A 16,444-nucleotide genomic window follows, 5' to 3' on the forward strand; every position below is an offset into this window, starting at 1 on the left:
TAGAAACTGACCGAGAAAGCAACCGCGTATTTCGGCTTTGAAACAAGACGACAAAAGCAGGAGTGAACTTTGTCAGAAAGCCGGTTGGAGAATCACGCTTGGACTCGCCTATGCCGCCATTTGGAGCCTCGGACCGGAAAGGCCGGATCCCGGCATTGACATGCGCCTTCAGCCGTTTACCACCTGTGCGGAAATCACCCATCGGGTGATCGCGTCGCCGGGATTACTCACCCAGGCCGACGAGACGCAGCAGCGCCAGCAGCTCCTGGCGGGCGCCGCGCAGCCGCAGGCGGCAGCCGGCTCTGCGGGCGGTGAGCCGCAGGCGGGCCAGGGCGTCGACGGCGGTGAGGTCCGGGTCGGTCAGTCCGGTGACGTCACAGATGACCTCGGTGGCCGCTCGGTCGCCCAGCAGGTCGTCGAGTTCACAGCACAGGCGAGGTACGTCGGCAGGGGTCACCCGGCCGACGACGACGAGAACGTTCGGCATCGTGGCATCCACATGAGGGAGACCCTGGCCATGGGCGTAACTCATCGGTGGTCGCGGGCAGACGCGAGCGGGGCCGGTGGAATCCACCGGCCCCGCTCGTTCGTACACGGTCTTACGCGATACGGCCCAGCACGATCGGGTTCGGGGTGAACTCCGTGCCCTCGGGGGCCGTCAGGACCCCACCGTTCAGGGCTTCGAGGGCGTACTCGAACCTCGCGGGGGTGTCCGTGTGCAGGGTCATCAGGCGCTGGCCCGCACTGATCTTGTCGCCCGGCTTGGCGTGGAGTTCGATGCCCGCGCCCGCCTGGACCTGGTCCTCCTTGCGCGCGCGGCCCGCGCCGAGGCGCCAGGCGGCGACACCGACGGCGTACGCGTCGAGGGTGGTGAGGACGCCGCTTTCCGACGCGTGGACCACGTGCTGCTCCCGGGCGACCGGGAGGGCCGCGTCCGGGTCGCCGCCCTGGGCCGCGATCATGCGGCGCCAGACATCCATGGCCGAGCCGTCGGCGAGCGCCTTGGCCGGGTCGGCGTCCTTCAGGCCGGCCGCGTCGAGCATCTCGCGGGCGAGCGCGAGGGTGAGGTCGATGACGTCCTGGGGGCCGCCGCCTGCCAGGACCTCTACCGATTCACGGACTTCGAGGGCGTTGCCCGCCGTGAGGCCGAGAGGGGTTGTCATGTCGGTGAGGAGCGCCACCGTGCGTACGCCGTGGTCCGTGCCCAGGCCCACCATCGTGGCGGCCAGCTCGCGGGCGTCCTCGATGTTCTTCATGAAGGCGCCGGAGCCGACCTTGACGTCCAGGACGAGCGAGCCCGTACCCTCGGCGATCTTCTTCGACATGATGGAGGAGGCGATCAGGGGGATCGCTTCCACCGTGCCGGTGACGTCTCGGAGCGCGTACAGCTTCTTGTCCGCAGGGGCCAGGCCGTCGCCCGCCGCGCAGATGACCGCGCCGGTCGAGTCGAGGACGCTCAGCATCTCCTCGTTGGACAGCAGCGCGCGCCAGCCGGGGATCGACTCCAGCTTGTCGAGCGTTCCGCCGGTGTGGCCGAGGCCCCGGCCCGAGAGCTGGGGAACGGCCGCGCCGCAGGCGGCGACCAGGGGCGCGAGGGGCAGCGTGATCTTGTCGCCCACGCCGCCGGTGGAGTGCTTGTCGGCGGTGGGGCGGGAGAGCTGGGAGAAGTTCATGCGCTCGCCCGAGTTGATCATCGCGGCGGTCCAGCGGGCGATCTCGACCCGGTTCATGCCGTTGAGCAGAATCGCCATCGCGAGGGCCGACATCTGCTCGTCGGCGACCTCACCGCGCGTGTAGGCGTCGATGACCCAGTCGATCTGCTCGGGGCTCAGTTCGCCCTTGTCGCGCTTGGTCCGGATTACGGAGATGACGTCCATGGGATTTATCGGGTTCCTTCCGGGGTGCCGGGCGCCAGGTGCTGGGGGCCGAAGGCGTCGGGGAGCATGTCGGCGAGAGTGCGGATGCCGGCCGATGTGTCGAGCAGGAGCGTGGGGCCGCCGAATTCGTAGAGCAGCTGCCGGCAGCGGCCGCACGGCATCAGGGTCCCGCCCCGGCCGTCGACGCACGTGAAGTGCGTCAGGCGGCCGCCGCCGGTGGCGTTGAGCTGCGATACGAGGCCGCACTCGGCGCACAGGGAGAGGCCGTAGGAGGCGTTCTCCACGTTGCAGCCGGTGACGGTGCGGCCGTCGTCGACGAGGGCCGCGGCGCCGACCGGGAAGCCCGAATACGGGGCGTACGCGTGGGACATGGCCGCACGCGCCGCCTCCCGCAGGGCTTCCCAGTCGGCTGTCACCGCGGCGTCCGTCACTTGCCCTGGCCCTTGCGGTAGGGCATTCCGTTGGCCTTCGGCATGCGCAGCCGTTGGGCGGAGAGCGCCAGGACGAGCAGCGTGGTGATGTACGGCGCGGCGTCCACGAACTGGCTCGGGACCTCGCTGGTGAGGGAGTACCAGACGAAGAGGAGCACCGCCGCCACGGCGGAGATCGCCGCGGGCACGTACTTCTTCTTGTACAGCTGCCAGAACACGACGAGCACCAGCAGGATCGCCAGCAGGAGCAGCATCGCGTGGACGTTCTCGGCGCCACCGCGCAGCTTGAGGCTGTCGGTGAAGCCGAACAGGCCCGCACCGAGCGCCATTCCGCCCGGCATCCAGTTGCCGAAGATCATCGCGGCGAGACCGATGTAGCCGCGGCCGCCGGTCTGGCCCTCCTGGTAGATGCCGGTCGCGACGATGGCCAGGAACGCGCCCGCGAGGCCGGCCAGGCCGCCGGAGACGGTGACGGCGATGTACTTGTACTTGTAGACGTTGACGCCGAGGGACTCGGCCGCCACCGGGTTCTCACCGCAGGAGCGCAGCCGCAGGCCGAAGGCCGTGTGCCACAGGATCCAGATGGTGGCCGGGATCAGCAGCAGCGCGACGACGGTCAGCAGGGAGAGGTTCGTGACCAGGCCGCCGAGGACGCCCGCGAGGTCGGAGACGAAGAACCAGTGTTTGCCCTGGATGTCCCGTAGCCAGTCGGAGAGTCCCGGGATGGTGATCTTGGTGATCTCGTCGATGCGCGGGGACTGCTTGGAGGAGCCGCCCTCCGCCTTGTCGAACGTGAAGTTGGACAGGTAGCGGGTGGCGCCCACGGCCAGGATGTTGATGGCCACACCGGAGACGATGTGGTTCACGCCGAAGGTGACGGTGATGACCGCGTGCAGCAGACCGCCGAGCGCGCCGCCCAGGATGCCGAGGGCGACACCGGTCCACGGACCCCACTGGTAGCCGGCGTACGCGCCGAACCAGGTGCCGAGGATCATCATGCCTTCGAGGCCGATGTTGACGACGCCCGCGCGCTCGGCCCACAGGCCGCCGAGGCCCGCGAGGCCGATCGGGATGGCGAGCTGGAGCGCGCCGGAGACCTGGCCGACCGAGGTCAGGTCGTTGGCGCCGCTGATGAGGCGGACCAGCGAGACCAGGGCCAGCGCACCCGCGATGATCAGCAGGATGACGGGTACGGACAGCTTGCGGCGGGCGCTCTTCTTGGGCGCCGCGCTCACGGCGGAGACAGTGCTTGTACTCATTACGCCGCCACCTCCTCACGGTTCTTGCGGGCGGCTGCGGCGAGCTCCTCGCCCACCTTCTGCTGCTGGCGGCGGAGCCCGTAGCGGCGGACGAGTTCGTAACTGACGACGACCGCGATCACGATCAGGCCCTGCATGATCGTGGCGATTTCTTTTTCGTAGCCGTACTGGTCGAGCGCGGCGGACGCCTTGTCCAGGAACGCGATCAGCAGTGCGCTGAAGAGGATGCCGACCGGGTTGTTGCGGCCGAGCAGGGCGATGGTGATGCCCGTGAAGCCGATTCCGGTCGGGAAGCTGAGGCTGTACGTGTGGGTGTCGCCCAGCAGGGTCGGCATACCGGCCAGACCGGCGACACCGCCCGAGATCAGCATTGCGGTGAGGACCATCTTCTTGGCGTCGACACCGGAGGCCGCGGCAGCGGTCGGACTGGCGCCGGTGGCGCGCAGGTCGAAGCCGAAGCGGGTGCGGTTGAGGATGAACCAGTAGACGATGCCGAGCGCGAAGGCGACGAACGTGAAGCCGTAGATCTCGCCCCCGTCGCCCATGCTGACGCTCGGGAACCAGCCGGACTCCGCGATCTCACCCGTGGTCAGGTCGTTGGAACCCTCAAGCTGCACACCGAAGTTGTCGGTGAGGATCAGCCAGGCGATCAGGCTGGTGGCGATCGCGTTGAGCATGATCGTGGAGACGACCTCGCTCACCCCGCGCAGGGTCTTGAGGACACCCGCGATACCGGCCCAGAAGGCGCCGGTGAGCATGGCGACGAGCACGATCAGCGCGATGTGCAGCGGACCGGGCAGCTCGACGGCCGCGCCGACGAGCGCCGCCATCATCGCCGCGAGCCGGTACTGGCCGTCGACACCGATGTTGAACAGGTTCATCCGGAAGCCGACGGCGACGGCGAGCGCCGCCAGGTAGTACGTGCCGGCCTGGTTCAGGATGAGCACCTGGATGTCGGCGTACTGCGCGCTCTCGACCATCAGCGTGTACGGCTCGAACGGGTCGCGACCCGAGGCGAGCAGCACCACCGAGGTGAGCGCGATGGCGACGACCAGCGCGAGCACTGGGCCGGCGAGGCCCAGAATCAGCCGGTCCTTGTCGAATTTCTTCATCAGGCCTCGTCCTCCGGGGCGTGCTCCAGATGACCGCTGGCGGCGCCGGTCATGGCCGAGCCCAGCTCCTCCGGGGTGATGGTCGCCGGGTCGGCGTCCGCGACCAGGCGGCCGCGGTACATGACCCGCAGGGTGTCGGAGAGCCCGATGAGCTCGTCCAGGTCGGCGGAGATCAGCAGTACGGCCAGTCCCTCGCGGCGCGCCTCGCGGATCTGGTCCCAGATCTGCGCCTGCGCGCCGACGTCCACGCCGCGCGTGGGGTGCGCGGCGATGAGCAGCTTGGGTGCGTGGCTCATCTCGCGGCCGACGATCAGCTTCTGCTGGTTGCCGCCGGACAGCGAGGCCGCGGTGACCTCGATGCCGGGCGTACGGACGTCGTACTCGCGCACGATCCGCTCGGTGTCGGTGCGGGCGGCCTTCAGGTCGAGCAGCCCGCGCTTGGAGTTGGGCTTCTCGGTGACGTGGCCGAGGATGCGGTTCTCCCACAGCGGGGCTTCGAGCAGCAGCCCGTGCCGGTGGCGGTCTTCGGGGATGTAGCCGATGCCGCCCTCGCGGCGCTTGCGGGTGGGCGCGTGCGAGATGTCGGCGGTGTCGAGCGTGATGACGCCGCCGTCCGGGTTGCGCAGGCCCATGATCGCCTCGACGAGCTCGGCCTGGCCGTTGCCCTCGACGCCCGCGATGCCGAGGACTTCACCCTTGTGGATGGTGAGGTCGATCCCGGCCAGCACCTCGCGTACGGCGCCGTCCGGGTCGACGGCGTTCAGCTGGAGGTTCTCGATGCGGAGCATCGGTACGTCGGTGACCGTCGACTCGCGGGTCTCGGGCGACGGGAGTTCACTGCCGACCATCAGCTCGGCGAGCTGCTTGGTGGTGGTGTTCGCCGGGTCGGCGGTGCCCACGGTCGTACCGCGCCGGATGACGGTGATGTCGTCGGCGACCGACAGGACCTCGCCCAGCTTGTGCGAGATGAAGATGACCGTCAGGCCCTCGGACTTGAGCTCGCGGAGGTTGGCGAAGAGCGCGTCGACCTCCTGCGGGACGAGCACGGCGGTCGGCTCGTCGAGGATGAGGATGCGGGCGCCGCGGTAGAGGACCTTGAGGATCTCGACGCGCTGGCGGTCGGCCACACCGAGGTTCTCGACCAGGGCGTCGGGGCGCACGTTCAGTCCGTACGCCTGCGAGATCTCCTTGATCTTCGCGCGGGCCTTGTTGCCGATGCCGTACAGCTTCTCGCCGCCGAGAACGACGTTCTCCAGGACGGTGAGGTTGTCGGCGAGCATGAAGTGCTGGTGCACCATGCCGATGCCGCGTGCGATGGCGTCGGCGGGGCTGTGGAAAGAGGCCTGCTCCCCGTCGATGGTGATGGTGCCCTCGTCCGGCTTCTGCATGCCGTAGAGGATCTTCATCAGGGTCGACTTTCCGGCACCGTTCTCACCGACGAGGGCGTGCACGGTGCCCTTGCGGATGGTGATGTCGATGTCGTGGTTGGCGACGACGCCGGGGAAGCGCTTGGTGATGCCGTGCAGTTCTACGGCGGGGGGCGGGCTGGACGCGTTGATGACGCACTCTCCTTGGCGGAAAGGAGCGGGAGGGCGGGCGGGCAGGGGAAGGAGGGCGAGGCAGAGGGCAGGGCGCGGCGAAACTATCGTGCTGCGGGAGCGTCTACGCGCGTAGCTCTGCCGAACGACAAAAAGAGCTGGCCAGGATGCGGCCCGGGGGCCGGAGAGGCGACGGAATCCGCCTCCCCGGTCCCCCGGGTGTCACGTCGTGGCCGGTGGCCCTACGGCGCGGTCTTGACGTTGATCTTGCCGGCGGCGATGTCGGCCTTCGCCTTGTCGACGGCGGCGACGAGGTCCGTCATCTTCTTGTACTCCGGGTTGGAGTCGGACAGGGCGACGCCGCCCTCCTCGAGGCCGTAGCGCACCTCGCCGGACTGCGGCTTGCCGTCCTTCACGGACTTGATCAGGTTGTAGACCGCGTCATCGACGTCCTTGGTCACCGAGGTCAGGATCTTGTCCTTGTACTTCGCCAGACCGGCCTGGTTGTACTGGTCCGAGTCGACGCCGATGGCCCACTTGCCCTTGGTGGCGGCCGCCTCGATCGAGCCGGAACCGGCGAGGCCCGCGGCGTGGTAGATCACGTCGGCGCCCTTGTCGAGCTGGCCCTGGGCGGCGGCCTTGCCGAGGTCGGGCTTGGAGAAGCCGTCGAAGTTCGGCGGCTGCGTCAGGTACTGCTTGAGCACCTCGACCTTGGGGTTGGTGTCCTTGACGCCCTGGGCGAAGCCCGCCTCGAACTTCTTGATCAGCGGGACCTCGACACCACCGATGAAGCCGACCTTGTTGGTCTTGGTGGCCTTGGCGGCGGCGACGCCGGCGAGGTACGAGCCCTGCTCCTCGTTGAAGACCATGTTCGCGACGTTCTTACCGGTCACCGAGGTGTCGTCGATGATGCCGAAGGTGGTCTTCGGGAACTTCGGCGCGACCTTCTTGATGGCCGGGGCGTAGGCGAAACCGACGCCGATCACCGGGTTGTTGCCGGAGCGGGCCAGCTCGGTGAGGCGCTGGACCTTGTCGGCGTCCGACTCGCCCTCGGAGGGCTCCTGGTCGTTGCCCTTGATGTCGAGGTCCTTCTCGGCCTTCGACAGACCGGCGTAGGCCGCGTCGTTGAAGGACTGGTCGCCCCGGCCGCCGATGTCGTACGCGATGGCGGCGCTGGGCTCCTCCGAGCCGGAACCGGAGTCGGACGTCTTGCCACACGCGGTGGCGGAAAGTGCGAGAGCTGTGGACGCGATGGCCACAGTGGCGATCCTGGTTACGCGGCGCAAGGGAGGGCTCCTTCAACCTGACCGAAGCGCCTCTGCCGGCGCTGGTTTCGCGGCGATCGTAACGCGCGTAGATGCCGGATAAGCGACCGTACGACAGCTGTTATCGGATCGTCGTGAACGAAAGGTGCCGTGGCTGATTACGAACGGTGTCCATCGAGCAGCGCGGCGGCGGTGAAGAGTTCGACACCGGCCTCGATGGCCGCCTCATCCACGTCGAAATCACCACGATGCAGGTCACGCCGGGCGGTGTCACCCGGAGTGCGTACGCCCAGACGGGCCATCGCGCCGGGAACCTGCTCCAGGTACCAGGAGAAGTCCTCGCCGCCGAGGCTCTGCTCGGTGTCCTCGACCGCGTGCAGTCCGCGCCTGGCGGCCATGGCGTCGGTGAGCAGCTCGGTGACGGCGTGCTCGTTCACGACCGGCGGGACGCCCCGGACGTAGTTGATCTCCGACTTGGCGCCGTGCAGGGTCGCGATCTCGTCGATCGCGGCATGGATCAGGTCCGGCGCCTCGTGCCAGGCGTCGAGGTCCAGGCAGCGGACGGTACCGGCGAGCTCGGCGCGCTGCGGGATGACGTTGCACGCGTGGCCGGACTCGATGCGGCCCCAGGTCACCGCGAGGCCGGCGCGCGCGTCGACGCGGCGGGCGACCAGCGCGGGGACGTCGGTGGCGACCCTGGCGACGGCCGTGACCAGGTCGGTGGTGAGATGCGGGCGGGCGGTGTGGCCGCCGGGGCCGCCCAGCGAGATCTCGATGCGGTCGCAGGCCGAGGTGATGGGGCCCGTACGCAGACCGATGCGGCCCGCGTCGACCTTGGGGTCGCAGTGCACCGCGATGATCTTGCCGACGCCGCTCAGGCCGCCCGCCTCGATCACGCCGAGCGCGCCGCCGGGCATCATCTCCTCGGCGGGCTGGAAGATCAGCCGTACCGGCTGCGGCAGCAGGCCCTGGCGGTCCAGCTCGGCGAGCACCAGACCCGCGCCGAGGGCCACCGTGGTGTGTACGTCGTGGCCGCAGGCGTGCGCGCGGTCGGGGACGGTGGAGCGGTACGGGACGCCCGCCTTGGTGTCCGGGATGGGCAGCGCGTCGATGTCCGCGCGGATGGCCAGCATCGGGCGTACGCCGCCCGGGCCGGGACGGTTCGTGCCGATGTCGCAGATGAGTCCGGTGCCCGTGGGCAGCACGCGCGGCGCGAGGCCTGCCCGCTCGAGGCGGGCCTTGATCGCGGCGGTGGTGCGGAATTCCTGGTTCCCGAGCTCCGGGTGCATGTGCAGGTCGCGACGGAAGGCGATCAGCTCGAGACGCAGGAGCTCGGGCAGCGTGCCGGGGAGCTGGACCATCCCTGACAGTGCTGCTTCTTCGGACTCGGAGATCAGCTGGCTCATCCCTGAAAGGGTAGGCGCCTTTGGGGGGTGACAAACCAGCGATCAACTAAATTTCAGCCGCATAGGGGAAAGAAAACGGGTCGCGGGGCGCATGAGCGCCGATGACGGTGGGTAAGCTGCGCCGGCTCTGTTCCGGTGGCGGCCTGGCGTTTTCCCCCTTCGCGAGTCGGTTCAGGGGCACGCCCTTCCGTCCACCGGACACACTGTCCCCGTGGGCAAGGTCACATAGGTGACGAAGTAGACATTCAGCCCAGTGCGGGCAGGCGCTGCACATCCCGTGCCGTGGTCGTGACGCCCGACAGGAAGCCCTGGGCGCGGGGCGAGGCCGTGTCGCGCAGCCACAGCGGGTTCACGTCGCAGACCGCGACCCGCACGCCCGTGCCGGCCAGGGCCAGCGGGAGCGTGTGGACCACGGTGGACGGGAAGCTCAGGATCAGCCGGCCGATCGGGCCGCGCCGGGCGATCAGCTCCAGCGGCAGGTCGGGGCGGACGATCTCCAGGCCCGTCTCGACGGCCAGCCGGTGCAGCTTGTCGGCGCTCTCGCGGCGGTGGGCGAAGTAGCGGGTGGCCCCGTGGGCGCGGGCCAGGGCGGTGACCGCCTCGACGTACCGGTCGGGGTCGACGACGCCCGTCTCGACCAGCGAGGTCCCCACGAGGTCGGCCCCTCGCGAGATGCGCGGCGGCCCGAAGCGGGCGCGCGTCCAGCCGAAGTCGTTGGCGGTGACGGTCACCCCCGGGGCGTCCGCCACGGGCATCGAGGTGAAGACCTCGACGCTGCGGGTCCGGGACGGGGTGAGCCGGCGGCGCGCGGCCGCCGAGACCGGCCCGAAGACCAGGTCGCGCGGTCCCCGGCGGCCGCCGCGCCGGTGCCAGCGCACCAGGCGCTCGCCGCCGGTGAGCTGCGCGATGAACTCCATGGTGGCCGTGCCGTCGTCGACGACGACCAGGTCACGGGCGCGGGTGATCGTCAGCAGCAGCTGTACGTACCGCGAGAACGGGTCGCCGATCACTATGCGCCGCGCCCTGCGCAGGGCGGACGCCAGCCCGCCGATGGTCTGGAACGGCGCCCCCGCCCCGCCACGGGCCTCCTCCCACCGCACCCGCATGCCTTCGTGGCGTGCGAGCTCCGCCATGCGCCGCAGCTGGCCGCGGGTCATGGGGTCGGTCGGCGACAGGACGACGACCGTGAGGTCGTTCGCCTTGGAATCCGCCTTCGCGTGAACCCACTCCAGGACGTTCAGGAGCTGGACCGGGCTCTCGACGAAGGCGAGGGTGCCGGAGGCCTCGGTGGCCTCCGTGGCGGGGATGCCGGGGGTGCCGTTCACGGCGACTTCGACCGTCTCTCCGGTCAGACCGCGACGGGCTCGCGGTCGGCGCCCTCGGCGACGACGCCCGCGACGCGGCGCAGCTTCTTCATCGGGCCGAGCTCGGACTCGTACACCTTCTTGACGCCGTCACCGAGGGAGGCCTCGATGGTGCGGATGTCGCGGACCAGGCGGGTCAGGCCGCCCGGCTCGACGGAGGCGGCCTGGTCGGAGCCCCACATGGCGCGGTCGAGGGTGATGTGGCGCTCGACGAACGCGGCGCCGAGGGCGACGGCGGCGAGCGTCGTCTGCAGGCCGGTCTCGTGGCCGCTGTAGCCGATCGGGACGTTGGGGTACTCGGCCTGGAGTGTGTTGATCACGCGCAGGTTGAGCTCCTCGGCCTTCGCCGGGTACGTCGAAGTGGCGTGGCAGAGCAGGATGTTGCTGCTGCCCAGCACCTCGACGGCGTGGCGGATCTGCTGCGGCGTCGACATGCCGGTGGAGAGGATGACCGTGCGGCCGGTCGCGCGCAGCGAGCGCAGCAGCTCGTCGTCCGTGAGGGACGCGGAGGCGACCTTGTGGGCCGGTACGTCGAACTTCTCCAGGAAGGCGACGGCCTCGGTGTCCCACGGGGAGGCGAACCAGTCGATGCCGCGCTTCTTGCAGTACTCGTCGATGGCGCGGTACTCGTCCTCGCCGAACTCGACGCGGTGACGGTAGTCGATGTACGTCATGCGGCCCCACGGGGTGTCGCGCTCGATGTCCCACTGGTCGCGCGGGGTGCAGATCTCCGGGGTGCGCTTCTGGAACTTGACCGCGTCGCAGCCGGCGTCGGCGGCGGCGTCGATGAGCGCGAAGGCGTTCTCGATGTCGCCGTTGTGGTTGATGCCGATCTCGCCGGTGACGTAGACGGGGTGGCCGGGGCCCGCGGTCTTGGAACCGAGGGTACGCAGGCGCGAGTTGGTGCTCATGTGGTTCTTTTCCTAACGGGAGGTGAGTTACGGGGTGGGGGCGAGGGACGGGGTGGGGCTGAGGGACGGGCCGAGGGACGGGCCGAGGATCCAGGTGGCGATCTCGCGGATCGCGCCTTCGCCGCCCGGGACGGCCGTGACGGCACGGGCTGCGCCGCGGACCGTGTCGTGGGCGTTGGCGACCGCGACCGGCCAGCCCACGAGGGCCAGGCAGGACAGGTCGTTGACGTCGTTGCCGGCGTAGAGCACGCGCTCGGGCGCGACGCCCTGCTCCTCGCACCACTGCTTGAGGGCGAGGTCCTTGCGGTCGATGCCGTGGAGCACGGGGATGCGCAGCTTGCGGGCCCGTGCGGCGACGACCGCGTTCTGTTCCGTGGACAGGATCAGCAGCTTGAGCCCCGAGTTGCGCAGGGCCGCGATGCCGAGCCCGTCGCCGCGGTGCACGGCGACGAGTTCGCGTCCTTCGGAGTCGATCAGCACCCGGTCGTCGGTCTGGGTGCCGTCGAAGTCGATGACCACCGCGTCGATGTCGTCGCGGGTGGGGAGGTCGGTGCCCGGTGCGTCGAGCAGCGGCGCCAGGGCGCGGGCGCGGGCCAGGTCGTGGGGGTCGTCGATCTCCAGGACGCGGGCCGGGTCCGTGACGACGAGCGCGGTCCGCCCGAAGAAGCGGTGCCCGGCCTTCCGGAATCCGGCCGCGTCCATGGCGTACGCCGCACCGGTCTCCAGGAAGTCCTGCGGACGGTCCTGGCGACGGGGGCGGAAGCTCTTGTCGTGGTTGACGCCGGTGCCGCCTGCGGCGGCGGTGGGGTGGCCTCCAGTGGCGCCCGGGCCGCCCTCCGCGCCGGCAGTCGCGGAGTGGCCCACCATGGCGCCCGGGCCGCCACCCGCGCCAGAGAGTGCCTCGGCGGCCGTGGCCGCCGCATGGGCTGCCGTGTCGGCGCCCGTCGGGCTCTCCTCGGCCTCGCGCCACACGAAGCCGTGGAACGGGGCCACCGTGTGGGCCGTGTCCGAGCCGTCCTCGACGACCGCCACGCAGACGCCGTCGACGTCCTCGCTGGTCAGGAACGGGCTTGTGCACTGCACCAGCAGCACCACGTCCACCACCGCGCCGTGCGTCGCCTCGTGGGTGTCCATGGCGTGCAGTACGGCCGCCTCGCTGGTCGCCGTGTCCCCCGCGATGTCCGCCGGGCGCAGCGCCACTTCGGCGCCGGCGCCCCGCGCCGCCGCCGCGATGGCGGGGTCGTCGGTGGAGACCACGACGTCCGTGACGTGGCCGGCGCCCAGGCACGCCCGGACGGCGCGCGCCACGAGCGGCACGCCCCCGACCGGGGCGAGGTTCTTCGCCGGTACTCCCTTGGATCCGCCGCGAGCGGGGATCACGGCCAGTACGCGGCGTACGGGCTCGGTGTCGGTCTGCGGCCGGCTGCTCATAGTTCTCCCATGCGGCGGATTACGGGCGCCACGCGCTGCACCCCGTGGCGGTACGCCCCCCGCGCCGCCTCCCGTACGGCGTCGCGCAGGACGCGGCGTACGCCGGTGACGTCGGTGGTGGTCCGCGTGCCGTCGAGGCGGTGGCGGGCGAGGATGCCGGGGAGGTAGCCCGGCGCGGTGGCGGAGGTGTAGTAGGGGGCGATCGGCGGGAGGCCGGGGCGCTCCAGGAGTGCGGTGACCCGCTTGCGAACGGCGTCGAAGGCGGTCTCGTACGAGCCGTCCGCGGCCACTCCCTGCGCCGCGAGCCACTCCTCGTCGGCCCGCGGCCGGTGACCGGCGTCCAGCTGGTCCCAGGAGGCCAGGCATCCGGAGCCCAGGAAGTGGTGGTTGCCGAGGACCTCGCGCACGCCCAGGTCGGTGAGGACGGCGGTCGGGATGCGGCGGTGCAGGGACTCCAGCGCGGCGGTCGAGCTGACCGTGACCAGGAGGTCGGTGCGGTCCAGGACCTCGCCCATGTGCCCGTACACGAGGCGGAAGTTGGGCGGAACTCCGCCTTCGGTCCGGGCCACCAGCTTCTGGTAGGGCAGTTCCTCGATGTGCGTGGTGTGCTCGCCCGGCTTGCTGCGGAGCTTGAGCAGCACCTCGCGGCCGGGGTGCAGCCGGGCGTGCTGGACGAGCCTGCGCAGCAGGTAGGCGCGGTCGGCGCGGGACTGCGGAACGGAGGGCTGGGCGGCGAAGACGACGGTGCGCGTGTCCGTACCCGTGTAGCTGTCACCGCCGAGGAACGGCAGCGCGGCCTCCGTCACGGCCGAGGCGTCGGCGCCCACTCCTTCGTACACCGCGCGGAAACGTTCCGCGTCATGGCGCGAGTTGGCGATGACGATGTCCGCGCCGTGGCGCAGCAGCAGCCCGTCCGCCAGCTTCTCGTAGACGACGCCGACGTAGCCGGTGCCGATGACGGGCCGGCGCTCGGTGCCCGGCCACAGCGGCGCGAGGCCGTGCAGCATCGCCTGTACGGCTCCCCCGACGAGGGCGAGCAGGACGACGTCGTACGGCTCGTGCTCGACCTCCCCGATGAATTCGGCGGCGGTCACTTCCCGCACACCGTCGACCGGCACGCCGACCTCGGCGAGCTGGCGCGGTGTGGGGGTGGCCCGGCCGCGCAGCAGGAATCCGTCGATCCGGGATTCCGGCGCGATACGGCGGGCGGTGAGGGCGCCCCATTTCCATCGCGTATCGGAATCGGCGATGACGGCGATCCGCAGGGCTTTGCTGGTACTTGCTGGCACACCGAAGAAACTAGGGACGCATTCCGATTGACGGCCCAACTCAGCCGCAACAAACGGTTAACAGCACATCGACGATCGGCGTCGGCGCCCGGAAAGCAGGCAGGTTAACCATTCCGCCATTCTTCGTTCACCCGCCATCTCTCCGGGGGTCGCAACGAATGCCGTGGCACGCCCTAGCGTCGCCGAGGTGGTCAAGCTCTCTGTCGTCGTGCCGTTCTTCAACGTGCAGACATACGCCCCGGACACCCTTCGAAGCCTGCGCGCGAACGCCCGCGAGGACTTCGAGTTCATCCTCGTCGACGATTGTTCGACCGACGGAACGCCGGAGATCCTCCAGCGCGCCGAGCGCGAGCTCCCGGGGGCGGTCCTGGTCAGACACGAGACCAACGGTGGCCTGGCCACCGCCCGCAACACCGGACTCGACGCGGCGCGCGGCGAGTACCTGACCTTCCTCGACGGCGACGACTGGCTGGCCCCCGGCCATTACGCGCGTCTCCTCGCCGCCATGGAGGAGCTGGGCTGCGACTTCGTGCGTACGGACCATGTGCAGTGCACCGGGCGTACGCGCACGGTCCACCGTGTCCCGCACGGCAGGCGCGGCGTCGTCATGTCGCCCCGCGACGCGATCCTGCCCGCCAGCCGCTCCACGTCCGTCGACTACGCGTTCGCGTGGGCCGGCATGTACCACCGCAGGCTCGCCGACCGGGGGCTGCTGCACTTCACCGACGGCCTGCGCACGGCCGAGGACCGGCCGTGGATCTGGCGGCTGCACCGTGAGGCCGAGAGCTTCGCGGCGCTCGGCACGCTGGGCGTCTTCTACCGGCGGGGCGTCTCGTCCTCGCTGACGCAGATCGGCGACGTACGGCAGCTCGATTTCATCCGGGCCTTCGACCAGGTCATCGAGGAAACGGCGAAGGACCCGGACGCGGACCGGCTGCTCCCCAAAGCCGTACGCACGTACTGCGCCATCATTTCCCACCACCTGGGAAGCATCGAAAGGTTCGAACCGGCCGTGGCACGGAAATTGCGGACGATGAGTACGGCGGCGCTCAAGCGGATGCCGCAGGATTTCCTCAAGGACGCGCTGGATTCCATGGACATGGAGCGTTCGGGGCGACTGCGCCGTCTGCGCCGCCGTCCCGCGCCCGCCGGCTCGGCCGCCGCGCCGGAGGTCGCTGCCTGATGCCCACCACGCAGATCTTCTTCGCCTCCACGCTGTACGGCGCCGCCACGCTCGCCGCCGCGATCGACAGCGACTGCTTCGGTCCGGCCGGGCGGCGGCTGCTCCTCGTCAGCAACAACGCCACGACACCCGAGACGACGCCCGCCCTCGACGAGATGCCGGGCTTCGAGCGGCTGCGGGGCCGCTTCGACGACGTACTGTCCTGGAACGAGACCATCGCCCCCTTCCACCCCGGCGCCTGGTCCCCGCGCACGGACGACATCCCGCTGTGGGAACGCCACTTGCGGCTGCTGTGGGGGCTCGGCGACGACACCGTGGAGCTGTTCGTCGAGTCCATCCAGGTCAACCCGGCGCTGGCACTCGCCCAGCTGTTCACCGACGCGCCGGTCGAGGTGTACGCCGACGGGCTGATGAGCTACGGCCCGACCCGCAACAAGATCGACCCGCTGGTCGGCACGCGCGTACGCCGTCTGCTTCACCTGGACCTGGTGCCGGGCCTGACTCCGCTGCTGCTGGGGGAATTCGACGTACCGCCGGAGCTCGTACCGACGGAGGCCTTCCTCAAGGTCCTGACCGAACTGACGGGCGACGAGAGCGACTTGGACCTGCCGGCCGACTCGGCTCTCCTCCTCGGCCAGTATCTTTCCGCGCTGTCGATCCTCACCGCCGAGGAGGAGGAGAACCTCCATGTCACGATGTTGCGCGGGGCGGTCGCCCGTGGCCACCGGCAGATCGTCTTCAAGCCGCACCCCACCGCCCCGGCCCGCTGGTCGCGGCTGCTGGAGCGCGAGGCACGGACGCTCGGTGTCGAACTCACCGTCCTGGACAGCCCGGTACTGGCCGAGGTGCTCTACCAGCGGTTCCGTCCCGCGCTGGTGGTCGGGTGCTTCTCGACGGCGCTGATGACGGCAAGCACGTTCTACGAGATCCCGGTGGCCCGGACCGGGACCGACGTACTGCTGGAACGCCTCTCGCCGTACCAGAACAGCAACCGCGTACCGGTCACGATCGTCGACGCGCTCGTCCCCGACCTGGCGGAAGGCGCCTCGCAGCCCGCTCCGGACGACCTGGCCGGACTCCTGCGGGCGGTCGGCTTCGCGATGCAGCCGCAGATCCGCGCCGACCTGCGGCCGGCGGCCGAACGCTTCCTCGCCCAGCACCTCAAGGGCGGCACCTGGCGGTATTTCAAGCGCCGCCGGCTGACGACGCTGGCGCTGCCGGGCGCGATCCCGAGGAAGTTCGCCTTCATCCCGCGCAGCCCGGGGCTGCGGCGGGTGGTGCGCAGGGCGCGGTCCCTGAAGAAGGCGGCGCTGCGGAGGGCGGCGACCAGCTGAGGCAAACCGGCGGAGGGCGGGCCACTGGTCAGTGGCCCGCCCTC

At 70.2% G+C, this 16,444-nt stretch carries 14 protein-coding genes; 2 read left to right on the top strand and 12 right to left on the bottom strand.

The window, feature by feature from the left end; all coding sequences use genetic code 11:
* Nucleotides 1-223 precede the first annotated feature (223 nt).
* The 12 genes from AC1P0E_RS12515 to AC1P0E_RS12570 all read right to left on the bottom strand — a co-directional run bounded on the left by AC1P0E_RS12515 (nt 224) and on the right by AC1P0E_RS12570 (nt 13,883).
* Nucleotides 224-487 carry an STAS domain-containing protein gene (locus AC1P0E_RS12515; protein WP_482742257.1) on the bottom strand — a complete coding sequence of 88 codons (264 nt, stop codon included), beginning with the start codon at nt 485-487 and terminating at the stop codon, nt 224-226.
* Nucleotides 488-599: 112 nt separating this feature from the next.
* Nucleotides 600-1,877 carry a thymidine phosphorylase gene (locus tag AC1P0E_RS12520; protein WP_482742258.1) on the bottom strand — a complete coding sequence of 426 codons (1,278 nt, stop codon included), beginning with the start codon at nt 1,875-1,877 and terminating at the stop codon, nt 600-602.
* A 5-nt stretch (nt 1,878-1,882) separates the two neighbouring features.
* A complete protein-coding gene (locus AC1P0E_RS12525; RefSeq protein WP_482742259.1) occupies nt 1,883-2,308 on the bottom strand; it encodes a cytidine deaminase in 426 nt (141 codons plus the stop codon).
* On the bottom strand, nt 2,305-3,567 hold the full coding sequence (locus AC1P0E_RS12530; protein WP_482742260.1) for an ABC transporter permease: 1,263 nt from the start codon (nt 3,565-3,567) through the stop codon (nt 2,305-2,307). The genes AC1P0E_RS12525 and AC1P0E_RS12530 overlap by 4 nt, the downstream gene beginning before the upstream one ends.
* Entirely contained in the window at nt 3,567-4,679 is a 1,113-nt protein-coding gene (locus AC1P0E_RS12535) for an ABC transporter permease (protein WP_482742261.1), read from the bottom strand. The genes AC1P0E_RS12530 and AC1P0E_RS12535 overlap by 1 nt, the downstream gene beginning before the upstream one ends.
* The gene (locus AC1P0E_RS12540; RefSeq protein ID WP_482745736.1) at nt 4,679-6,205 is read right to left on the bottom strand and encodes an ABC transporter ATP-binding protein; all 1,527 of its coding nucleotides are present in this window, start codon (nt 6,203-6,205) and stop codon (nt 4,679-4,681) included. The genes AC1P0E_RS12535 and AC1P0E_RS12540 overlap by 1 nt, the downstream gene beginning before the upstream one ends.
* Before the next feature lie 254 nt (nt 6,206-6,459).
* Complete coding sequence (locus AC1P0E_RS12545) at nt 6,460-7,503, bottom strand: BMP family lipoprotein (RefSeq protein WP_482742262.1); 1,044 nt, start codon at nt 7,501-7,503, stop codon at nt 6,460-6,462.
* Between the two features lie 137 nt (nt 7,504-7,640).
* Nucleotides 7,641-8,888 carry an amidohydrolase gene (locus AC1P0E_RS12550; protein ID WP_482742263.1) on the bottom strand — a complete coding sequence of 416 codons (1,248 nt, stop codon included), beginning with the start codon at nt 8,886-8,888 and terminating at the stop codon, nt 7,641-7,643.
* Nucleotides 8,889-9,133: 245 nt separating this feature from the next.
* Nucleotides 9,134-10,213 (bottom strand): hypothetical protein, encoded by a 1,080-nt coding sequence (locus AC1P0E_RS12555; RefSeq protein ID WP_482742264.1) that lies wholly within the window; start codon nt 10,211-10,213, stop codon nt 9,134-9,136.
* A 23-nt stretch (nt 10,214-10,236) separates the two neighbouring features.
* The gene (locus tag AC1P0E_RS12560; RefSeq protein ID WP_214972066.1) at nt 10,237-11,163 is read right to left on the bottom strand and encodes an N-acetylneuraminate synthase family protein; all 927 of its coding nucleotides are present in this window, start codon (nt 11,161-11,163) and stop codon (nt 10,237-10,239) included.
* 27 nt (nt 11,164-11,190) lie between these two features.
* The gene (locus AC1P0E_RS12565) at nt 11,191-12,594 is read right to left on the bottom strand and encodes a cytidylyltransferase domain-containing protein (RefSeq protein ID WP_482742265.1); all 1,404 of its coding nucleotides are present in this window, start codon (nt 12,592-12,594) and stop codon (nt 11,191-11,193) included.
* Nucleotides 12,591-13,883, bottom strand: a complete 1,293-nt coding sequence (locus AC1P0E_RS12570) for a DUF6716 putative glycosyltransferase (RefSeq protein WP_482742266.1) — start codon at nt 13,881-13,883, stop codon at nt 12,591-12,593. Before AC1P0E_RS12570 ends, AC1P0E_RS12565 begins: the two co-directional genes overlap by 4 nt.
* 187 nt (nt 13,884-14,070) lie before the next feature.
* Here AC1P0E_RS12570 and AC1P0E_RS12575 point away from each other — a divergent pair, with 187 nt between their 5' ends.
* Together AC1P0E_RS12575 and AC1P0E_RS12580 are read left to right on the top strand one after the other, a co-directional pair.
* A complete protein-coding gene (locus tag AC1P0E_RS12575; protein ID WP_482742267.1) occupies nt 14,071-15,066 on the top strand; it encodes a glycosyltransferase family 2 protein in 996 nt (331 codons plus the stop codon).
* Complete coding sequence (locus tag AC1P0E_RS12580) at nt 15,066-16,400, top strand: alpha-2,8-polysialyltransferase family protein (protein ID WP_482742268.1); 1,335 nt, start codon at nt 15,066-15,068, stop codon at nt 16,398-16,400. Before AC1P0E_RS12575 ends, AC1P0E_RS12580 begins: the two co-directional genes overlap by 1 nt.
* Nucleotides 16,401-16,444: the final 44 nt, after the last annotated feature.

It is taken from the genome of Streptomyces sp. TRD_SC_5, from assembly GCF_056836825.1.